The organism is Vibrio sp. S234-5 (genome assembly GCF_000960595.1).
Lineage (GTDB): Bacteria > Pseudomonadota > Gammaproteobacteria > Enterobacterales > Vibrionaceae > Vibrio.
The window spans coordinates 1-9,723 of the sequence record NZ_JZAM01000137.1; the positions used below are offsets into that span (position 1 = coordinate 1).

Consider the following 9,723-nt stretch of genomic DNA (forward strand, 5'->3'; position numbering starts at 1 on the left):
TATCCTTTACGACTACATGGTCAAGTGCATGCAGGAGTTAGCGAAAGCGGAACCTGATATCGATGCACTCCTGCCTTGGAACTTCAAACACTAACAATATCGCCCCGTGGGTTCATGGGGCGGATACCAACAAACGACTACATGGATAAAGTTCTAGACCTTTTTTAAGGAGTAACACGAGCGAAGGATCATATGACCATGCAGCTATTAAGCGTCTCGCTAATCGCTCTTGTAAATAGTCCCAATCACCTGCAATAGCGTTTCCATTAGCGTCCACTTCATGGGCGCTGAAATTACGAATGCCTTTTAGTAGCTTGGATATTTTATTGGCGGCGAAACGCTTGATGGTATCATCACGAACATCAAGTTCGCTTTTATTAATTTGAGCAAGCCGATTGGGGACACAAGTATCATCTTGTTCCGGTACTCGGTCACTAGCGACGATAGATAGCAAGGATTCTAGCTGGCCAAGAGTTTCTTGGGATTCATCAAATGCAATTGGCCCGCTAAGTTTTTGCTGAATATGCGTAAGCTCTTTAGATATCCCAGCTACACGTGGCTGATAGTGCTGTATTTTAGTTTTACCATCGTTTAACTTGAGGTCATCAAGCTTTGATTTTTTGATGACATCTTTGATGGTTGCAATGATTAGCTTCTCAACATCAAGTTTAGAAATCGGGGTATCAGGAGTTTTAGGAGTCGCAGATACAACCAAACGCATGTCATCAACATATCGGCAATAGTCAACTAAAGTGACTTCAATATCAGCGATACTGGTTGTAGGTTCCAATACACTTCCAATTAAATCTCTAAAGTTTTCGTCAAACTCAAGCATGTATACGTTAGCTAAAAAACCGCCTGCTACTAAACCCTGTGGAATGCCTTTCGGCGCAGACATCACCTCTTCATTTTTACAAACCTGATTGAACTCCAGAGCAGCCTGTTCACTCCACTCCCAAGTTTCAAAGGCTGCCAGTAGTTTATTAAGATGTTTAACTTTCCCTAGGGTTTTAGCTTCGACGGTTGCGACAGTTTTTATGAGTTCACACAACTTTTTGCGGTTAACTAAATCAAAAAACTTGGCGAGGTCCACATCTAAAATGAATACTTCATGGTTCTCATCGAGTTCAGTTCTCGCTTTCTTAGCAAAATAGAAAGGGCGTTCTAAAAACTTCCGGTTATCAACAAAAAATTTACTGTAAGTAGTAGTACCACCATAGCTGTGCTCCGCATTGCCCTGCTCGTCGTAGCGGCAATAGAGGCGGTTGCCGTAGCTGACCACCTTTTTTTCATGTACTAACTTTAGCTCTGTACTAGGGTCACCTTGACGTGTTTCCACCTGATTAGCGATGCACATCATCAACAAAGTCATCATGCTTTGTTCACGAATAGGCATATGTGCAAGAGGTCTCAATGAAAATGCTATATCAGCAGGTTTTTCAGTGTTCTTTTTAAATTCTTCAGAGTTCTGGTTGTATTCATCCAACGCTTCATTTTTCGGCTGCCATGTTAAGCATTCCTCAGAACCAAAACCTGTTTTTTTGAACTCCCAGTTATGTTGCTTAGGTGCAGGGACAAGCTCTAAAGGCTTAAAAGCCAAATCATCTTGCTGTAAATCATTGCACCACTGCTGTGCACTTTCCAACAACGATAATGCTGACAAGTCCAATTCAAAATTGTCAGCATACCAATTAGCAGTACGGATATATTGATGACTTTTTTTCCATGCAAGCGTCATCAACAAACTGTCGGTTAAGTAATCGTCATCTAAGACAAGCTGCTCATATTTCTTTGCAATACTTGGCATGTTCTATTCCCTTAAACCGCCTGCTCAACAATCGCATCAGTAAGCTGAAGTTGGGTTTGTTGACTGTCACGAAGACGTTGTTTTAGTTGGTCGCAAAGAAATATCATTTCATCCACAACAGATACAGTTTTAATTTGCTGTTTCTTTGGAGGTAAGGGAAATGGAAGCATTTCTAATTGTTTTGTTGAAATGTGAGGAACCCCATTACTTCTACCTGGATCTATCGAAGAGATAAACAAATAAGATTCGAGCCAATTCGATAAATAAGATGAATTTACACTTGCGCAATATGAAGAAAACTTGGCTACACGCTGCAATAACAAGCAAGGTAAATCAGCCTCTTCGATCACTGCATACTTTAAGCCCGTATTTATAATCGGACGATCTAACGAGATAACGATATCCCCAGCGTTCAAACTGAATTTTTCATACTCTTTAGCTAATTCATCGGAAACACACGCCAAATCAGACCATTTAGTTTCACTATGCGCAATGTTAATGTTACGAAGCAACTTAACTCCCTGCTCGGTGAACCAATCACTCTTGAAAGCAAATCCATTTAGAAAACTAAACAAGCTTCCCAAACGACACCACTCCCATCCCTTCGGCAGTTCAAACGGCTTTTCATCCTCAGCAATTAGCGGCAGGGCTTTTTGCTTTTTGATTTTCTTCTCTTTCACCAACTGTGCTTTTTCTTCCGCGATGCGCTCAAGCAGTTTTGCCGCAGGTTCGTCATTTGGGTCTTGCGGTACCAGCTTACCCATTACCGCCAGTTGCAGGATGGTTTGTTTTAACTGGTCGATGCTTTGTTCTGTGGTGAACAGAGTATCGAAGTGCTCGCTGATGCGTGTCCAGTTCGCCATCAGTTCGGTGGCGTCTTTGCTTTTGGTGAGCGTTGCCAGCAGGGTTTCTACCAATACCTGATGGGCATCAAGGCTGGCTTCGTTTTGCTGCTCTAGTTGGTCGCACAGCGCCATTAGTTCGTCGACTTTGGCGACGATGCGGTGTTGTTCCTCAACTGGAGGCAAAGGAAAAATCATTGTTTTCAAATGCGTTGGCCCAAAGTGCTTTATTGCAGCACCTCGACTATTGTTGCCAATTTGCCTGTTAAATTCCGGAGATGCAAAGAACTTAGCTATGTAGTCATAGGAAACATTGGAATACGGTCTAAATCGAATTAACCCTGTGTAAACAATACTACCAACAGTATCTTTTCCAACTTTCGCAACCTTACCCAAGGACGCGCTAGAGGAAATCACTATATCGCCATGCTTAAGTCGAAAGTGATCCCATTTGTCACTAACCATTTCCTCATCAAGATAGTTACATCCCTCTAATGACAACATTTCTTGGTGCATACCAGCTATACGAATCAGTGGCACTCCAGTGTCACGAAAGTCTTTTGCTAGAATCCCCGGACCTTCTTGAAAAAATGTGATATTCGGTAGTCTTTCCCAGCGCCAGTTATTCGGAATACTAAAAGGCAAACCATTTTCAGCTAACGCCTTGGATGAACTCTCTCTCTTGATTTTTCCTTCTTTCACCAACTGCGCTTTTTCAGCCGCAATTCGCTCAAGTAACACGGAAGCAGGCTCATCACTCGGATCTTGCGGCACCAACTTACCACGCACAGCCAGTTCCAAAATCAGCTCACGCAACTTCTTAATGCCATAAAGCTCGCGCTTTTTGCTGCTACCGCGCCCAGACGCAGACTTTGCCTGTACTGCCGACGTCCAAATATCGATATGGTCAGTGATCAGTTTTTCCGCAGACATTACTTCACCTCATCCGCAGCTTGCGATGATGAAGAGAGAGCATTCCCCAGAATATCTTTCAGTTGGTTGCGTAGCTCGGTGATTTCCTGCTGTTGCGTTTGGTAGCTTTGCAGCAGTTCATCTGGGTTATGGCTGACCACTTCACCTTGATACGGGTTTTTAATATCAAGGTTGAAGTTTCGGGCGATGATCTCATCAATCGAGACTTTCCACGCGTGGTTGTTTTCTACGCGGCTGGCAAAGCCGTCTTCTTCTTTGCCCCACCAGTCGATTTCAGCCTGAAACTCTTCAAACTTCATCGGTTTGGTTTTGCTGTAGTTCTTCACGCCCTCTGGGTATGGGTGCTCGTAGAACCATACTTCTTTGGTTGGTTTGCTTTTGGTGAAGAACAGAATGTTGGTTTTAATGCCCGTGTAGGGGTTAAACACACCGTTTGGCAGACGCACAATGGTGTGCAGGTTACATTCTTCGGTCAGCAGCTTTTTGATTTTGGTTTTTACGCCTTCACCAAACAAAGTGCCATCCGGCAATACCACACCCGCACGGCCATTTGCAGGATCCAGTACTTCAATAATCAGTTGTAGGAACAAATCCGCCGTTTCACGAGTTTGCATTTCAGCCGGGAAGTTCTTTTCAATCCCGTCTTCTTCCGTGCCGCCAAACGGTGGGTTGGTCGCAATCACATTGATGTTGCTGTCCCAGTTTGAAAGCGGCTTGTTCAGCGTGTTGTCGTGTTTGATTTGGGACGGCACTTCAATGCCATGCAGCATCATATTGGTGATACACAGCAGGTGCGGCAGCTGTTTCTTCTCAACACCGTGGAATTGCTTTTGAAACGTCGCGTATTGCTCGCTGGTTTCTGGTTTGTCGTGTTCCTGAATGTGGTTGATGGAGCAGGTCAAGAAGCCGCCTGTACCACATGAAGGGTCAAATACGTTCTCGCCCAGTTTCGGGTCAAGACGGTCGACGATAAATCGGGTCACCGCACGTGGGGTATAGAACTCACCCGCATTACCCGCGCTTTGCAGGTCACGCAGGATTTGCTCGTAGATATCACCAAACAGGTGGCGTTCCTGGGTGTCAGTAAAGTCGATTTCATTGAGCTTGTTGATCACCTGACGCAGCAAGGTGCCGTTTTTCATGTAGTTGTAGGCATCGCTGAACGCTTCTTTTACTAAATAGCCTCGTGGGTTAGTGTCTACCGGCGCTGCCATGTTTTTCAGGTTGTGGAACAGGTCGTCGTTCACAAACTCCAGCAGTTTGTCACCGGTAATGCCTTGTGCATCTGCCGCCCAGTTGCGCCACAGGTATTTTTCATTGATTGGCGCTTTGTAATCATCCAACTCCAGCTCTAATTCTTCTTCCTGAGCATCGAAGACTTTGAGGAACAACAACCAGGAAAGCTGCCCAAGGCGCTGTGCATCACCGTCGACACCGGCATCTTTACGCATGATGTCTTGAATTGATTTGATTACGGAACTGATAGACATGATTTAACTGCTTTTGAAGTACGAAAATTTGTGCGTATTGTAGCGCATTAACTGTCGTTAATTGAGCAGAAGTTAGCATTGACGAGAGTTAAGTGGCGAGAATATAAGCAACCCCGTGCGTACGGGGCCGCCTGAATTTATCACCTGAACATATCAACCGAGTGCGGGTTTGGTGGTGACGCTTTCACAACTCTGATTTGCCCTCAACCAGCGGTATAAACCCATAGTGATGATCGCATCGAACGTTATGCCCACACCAAACATGAAAGCGATACCCCCCAATCTCGGTTCGAACCACCCCAACTGATAGACCACAAAGGCAGAACCATAGAAGAGCGTATTAACGGCTAAAGACTGATAAAGCATTAAGTCCGTGCGACCAATACCGTAGAAGTAGCTATCGATAACGTTATTAAACGCAAACACCACATAAAAACCTAACATCAAGAGAACTAAATCCGTTACTTGCTCATGGTCACTGACTCCCATGATGTGGGCGATAAAATCATCCCATAGTGGTACGGAGAGCAGCCAGCACATGGCAATTAGGCCCGTGATTTTGAAATACGCATTGACCTTTTCGACTGAAAGACCATTTGAGCAGGCGGCATCACGCTTAATTAACTGTCCCAATGCCATGACCGGGAGCAGCAGCCATGCCCAGATAAATTGGTTCGATACCCAAAAGACACCCGCTTGCTCAACCTGATTGACCAACTGCAAGATCATCACGATAAATGCCGTATTACGAACGAACGACTCCAATCCAGATTTTGCGCCTATCTTCGCCCATTTTTTCATCCATGATAGTGAATGGAATGCCAGTTTCGGATTGAACAACCCTTCTCGGTGAAACCAGCAAAGTGCAGCGACGAACAAAAGACTGTTCACGATGATGTTGGTGTAAGCGACACCGTTCACGCCTAACTGAAGCGAAAAGGACAGCTGGCTGACGAATAAGCTATCAAAGCTAACTATCAGCAGAGATTTCAAAGCGATAAATGCATACAGCTTTCTCTGTTCATCGCGCAAAACGAGAACCAGAAGGCAAAGTTCCACCACGCTTGAGATGAGAATGGCGATAGACTCAAGGCGGATGTAACTCGTCGTTTTGTCCAACAGTTCAGCACTTTGCTGCATCGCTTGAGTCAGTTCAGGCGCAAGCAAAATCACACCGAATGTTATGGCCGCGTATACAGCGATCATAGCTGCCATCGCACCATTCAAACGCCCCGTAAATGCGACCTTGTCGGTTGTGATTACCTGGCCAAGAACGTAAGCAAGAGGGATGAGCATAGCCTCGTTGATGACTTCATAGCCGACATTTAACCAGGCCACCTGAGCAGCGATACTAAAGGCCCATGTATCAGGAATACTGCCAAGAAAGTAAACGCGGGAAGTGGAGTAAATCGCGGGTATAAGTCCAGAAAGTATGAGTATGAACAGCAGCTTGTAGTTGACCGCTTTCGGGTAGGGAAACATCAAATCTCCATATTGATTTGCTCTGTGATGAAAAAGGGCTGCTTGTCACCAAGCAGCCCGCAAGAAAAAACTGGGAGGTTATGCTGTCTGATAGATCTCTGATTCCAGTTCGTTGACGGCTTTCAGGTAGGCTTCTTTGTCGCCGAAACCTTTTTTGATGATCTCAAGCGGACGGCCAATTTCATTGAACGGCGCAACTTTCAGTACCGTCATGTTTTCAATCTCACTGACGCCCGCATCGGCGTACTTATCGAGAAGATTGCTCAATACTTCCTGCGCGACATCGCCATACTTGGTGAAATAGTTACGCTTCTTCACGTTGTCAGCACGCTCTTTGCGGGTCAAAGGTGGTTGGTCATACACAACGTGGCAGATCATATCGAATGGATCCATATCTTTGCCCACTTCCTGTTCCAGCGCTTCCCAGATAATCCCCATCTCCGCGAGCTCATCAATGATGGCCTGTTTGCGGTCAGCATCGTTCCACTTGCGGGTGAAGTCATCCATTGAGGTAAACTGCGTCGCCATGGCTTTGCGGGTGTAGTCCTTGAACGATTCGGTCACCAGTTTGCCGTCACTGTCGTAATACTGAACACGCTCTGCAATCTTCTTCACTTCAACACCCGAAACATAAAATTTTCGGACTTCTTCTTGGATAGGTTCATCTGGGCTAGGACCGAATGTATCGCCACCTGAAGGTTTATAGGGTGGCGTTGGCTCTAGAATCGTATCTGGGTCGATGTCATCACCAAACGGTGACTCACCATCCACAACTGCCTCACCGTTTTCATCTTCCGGTATACCATCGACAATATCATCAAGGTCATCTGGGTTTTCAAAGTCTTCCGGCTTGGTGACTTTTACCCGCTCTGGGGTGCCATCAAAACGTTCGTCAGCAAAAAGCTCCGTGGCTTTTTTAAAGTCGAGGATAGAGAACCAGAGCTTTCCGAACTTATCATCAATACGGGTGCCGCGACCGATGATCTGCTTAAACTTGGTCATGGATTTGATGGTGGAATCCAGCACCACCAGTTTGCAGGTTTTAGCATCGACGCCCGTGGTCATAAGCTCTGAGGTGGTTGCAATTACCGGATAAGCTTTTTTCGGGTTGATGAAGTTGTCCAGCTGCGCTTTGCCAATTTCATCATCGCCGGTGATTTTCATAACGTATTTTTCGTTCTTCGCCATTTGCTCTGGGTTGCAGTTAGCAAGGGCTCGGCGCATACGTTCTGCGTGGTCAATGTCGTTACAGAACACAATGGTTTTCGCCATCGGGTCTGTGCGTTTCAGGTAGTTGGTAATGGTTTGTGCAACAAGCTCAGTGCGCTCATCAATCACCATAGTTCGGTCAAAGTCGCTTTGGTTGTAGATGCGATCTGTGATGACTTCGCCATGTTTGTCTACCTGACCTTTGGTTGGTCGCCAGCCTTGCAGGTCCACGTCGATATCCACGCGCACGACTTTGTAAGGCGCAAGGAATCCATCTTCAATGCCTTGCTTGAGCGAATAGGTGTAAACAGGCTCACCGAAGTATTCGATGTTGGAAACTTCATCGGTTTCTTTTGGCGTTGCGGTTAATCCCACCTGTGTCGCTGAGCTGAAGTACTCCAGTATTTCTCGCCATGCGCTGTCTTCTGATGCGCTGCCTCGGTGGCATTCGTCCACTACGATTAAATCGAAGAAATCCGGACGGACATTTTTGAAGATTTTCTTTTCTTCTTCCTGTCCTGTCATGGCCTGATAAAGACCTAAATGGATTTCAAAAGCGGGGTCGATAGTGCGATTACCGATTTTGGTCATCGCGGTACCAAAAGGCTGGAAGTCGTTATTTTTGGTTTGGTCGACAAGGATATTGCGATCAGCCAGAAACAGGATGCGTTTCTTGGACCCTGACTTCCATAAGCGCCAGATGATTTGAAAAGCGGTGTAGGTTTTACCTGTACCTGTTGCCATCACAAGCAGCACGCGATCCTGCCCTTCGGAGACCGCTTCAATGGTTTTGTTAATGGCGTTGAGCTGGTAGTAACGCGGTGATTTACCGCTTCCATCATCGTAGTAAGCTTGTGTTATTAGCGGCAGTTGCTCGTCTGAGTAACCTTTCCATTGGCAGTATTTTTCCCACAACATTTGAGGGGATGGGAAGTCTTCGAGTCTGATTTCTGTTTCTAGTTGCTCAGGGTTCGTTTTGTCATGAAATATAAACCCATCACCATTACTAGCAAACACAAACGGAACATCCAGTAGTGACGCATAATCCAAGCCTTGCTGCATTCCCTTACCAATTTCGTGCTTGTTCGCTTTCGCTTCCACAACTGCAAGCGGCATACTCGGTTTGTGATACAGTACAATATCAGCAGACTTCACTTTCTTACGTGCGGCAATCTGACCACGAACTACAACTTTACCGTCACGCAGTTTTACTTCTTGACGGATTTGGTTCATGTCATCCCAGCCGTTTTCTTTAATAGCGGGAAGAATGAACTTGGAGATGATGTCGGCTTCAGACAGCTGAGACTTGGAGAACTTTTCGACCATACGACTTTGATTCCATACTGAATTGCGACGGATTATATAACAAAGTTCATATGGGTGAAGAATAAGAACGCAACAATAGTTTAGTTAATGGGTAATCCGATCACAAATTGCAGGCTTAGGAGATTAAACATAGTCAAAAGCCGCTATCACTCGCTCTCGAAAGGCCCCTAGCTTGATACGTTCTGATTCTTCGTGAGATAAAAAATCACTATTCACACTTTCCAAAAAAGGGCCCGTAGCCCATTCAAGTTGTAGAATATTCTTTGTTCGTGATTCAGAAATAGAACCAGTGTCGTCTGAAGGAGAATCTAAACAACATGAAGTTACTGACTTTTCAACGCCAATGAACATACAAGATTCTGGAATGTCTTCTTCTACACGCTCAGCAAACTTGACCAAGCTCTCTTCAGCAAAGGTATACAACCATGCTTCTTGGTTCAGCGAGTCGTTAACTCTCAATATTCTTCCAAGGACCTGCCTGAAATAGAGTTCTGTTTTCACTGAGCTGTAAGCGCATCATAAACCCCGCATTCTAATCGTCTAGCCCGAATAATAAGATCAAACCTCCAACCCAAAGGAGATTTGAAATGGCCAAACGACGCACTAACCAAGAATGGCGAACCCTGTTCGAACA

General features: G+C 45.4%; 6 protein-coding genes. All 6 read right to left on the reverse strand.

The window, feature by feature from the left end; genetic code table 11:
• Positions 1–112: 112 nt before the first annotated feature.
• On the reverse strand, positions 113–1,807 hold the full coding sequence (locus tag UF06_RS05805; RefSeq protein WP_052702529.1) for an RNA-directed DNA polymerase: 1,695 nt from the start codon (positions 1,805–1,807) through the stop codon (positions 113–115).
• 11 nt (positions 1,808–1,818) lie between these two features.
• Positions 1,819–3,582: a restriction endonuclease subunit S gene (locus tag UF06_RS05810; RefSeq protein WP_045569604.1), complete on the reverse strand. Its 1,764-nt coding sequence runs from the start codon at positions 3,580–3,582 to the stop codon at positions 1,819–1,821.
• Complete coding sequence (locus UF06_RS05815; protein ID WP_045569605.1) at positions 3,582–5,072, reverse strand: N-6 DNA methylase; 1,491 nt, start codon at positions 5,070–5,072, stop codon at positions 3,582–3,584. The genes UF06_RS05810 and UF06_RS05815 overlap by 1 nt, the downstream gene beginning before the upstream one ends.
• Positions 5,073–5,225: 153 nt before the next feature.
• A complete protein-coding gene (locus UF06_RS05820; protein WP_045569606.1) occupies positions 5,226–6,554 on the reverse strand; it encodes an MATE family Na+-driven efflux transporter in 1,329 nt (442 codons plus the stop codon).
• A 78-nt stretch (positions 6,555–6,632) separates the two neighbouring features.
• Positions 6,633–9,089, reverse strand: coding sequence for a DEAD/DEAH box helicase family protein (locus tag UF06_RS05825; protein ID WP_045569607.1), 2,457 nt, complete (start codon positions 9,087–9,089; stop codon positions 6,633–6,635).
• A gap of 123 nt (positions 9,090–9,212) precedes the next feature.
• Positions 9,213–9,590 carry a hypothetical protein gene (locus UF06_RS05830; RefSeq protein WP_242401989.1) on the reverse strand — a complete coding sequence of 126 codons (378 nt, stop codon included), beginning with the start codon at positions 9,588–9,590 and terminating at the stop codon, positions 9,213–9,215.
• Between the last annotated feature and the right edge of the window lie 133 nt (positions 9,591–9,723).

Excerpts from the sequence above, each read along its gene's own strand:
- UF06_RS05815 (WP_045569605.1), bottom strand. The coding sequence starts at position 5,072 with ATGTCTATCAGTTCCGTAATCAAATCAATTCAAGACATCATGCGTAAA.
- UF06_RS05820 (WP_045569606.1), bottom strand. The coding sequence starts at position 6,554 with ATGTTTCCCTACCCGAAAGCGGTCAACTACAAGCTGCTGTTCATACTC.
- UF06_RS05805 (WP_052702529.1), bottom strand. The coding sequence starts at position 1,807 with ATGCCAAGTATTGCAAAGAAATATGAGCAGCTTGTCTTAGATGACGAT.
- UF06_RS05825 (WP_045569607.1), bottom strand. The coding sequence starts at position 9,089 with ATGGTCGAAAAGTTCTCCAAGTCTCAGCTGTCTGAAGCCGACATCATC.
- UF06_RS05810 (WP_045569604.1), bottom strand. The coding sequence starts at position 3,582 with ATGTCTGCGGAAAAACTGATCACTGACCATATCGATATTTGGACGTCG.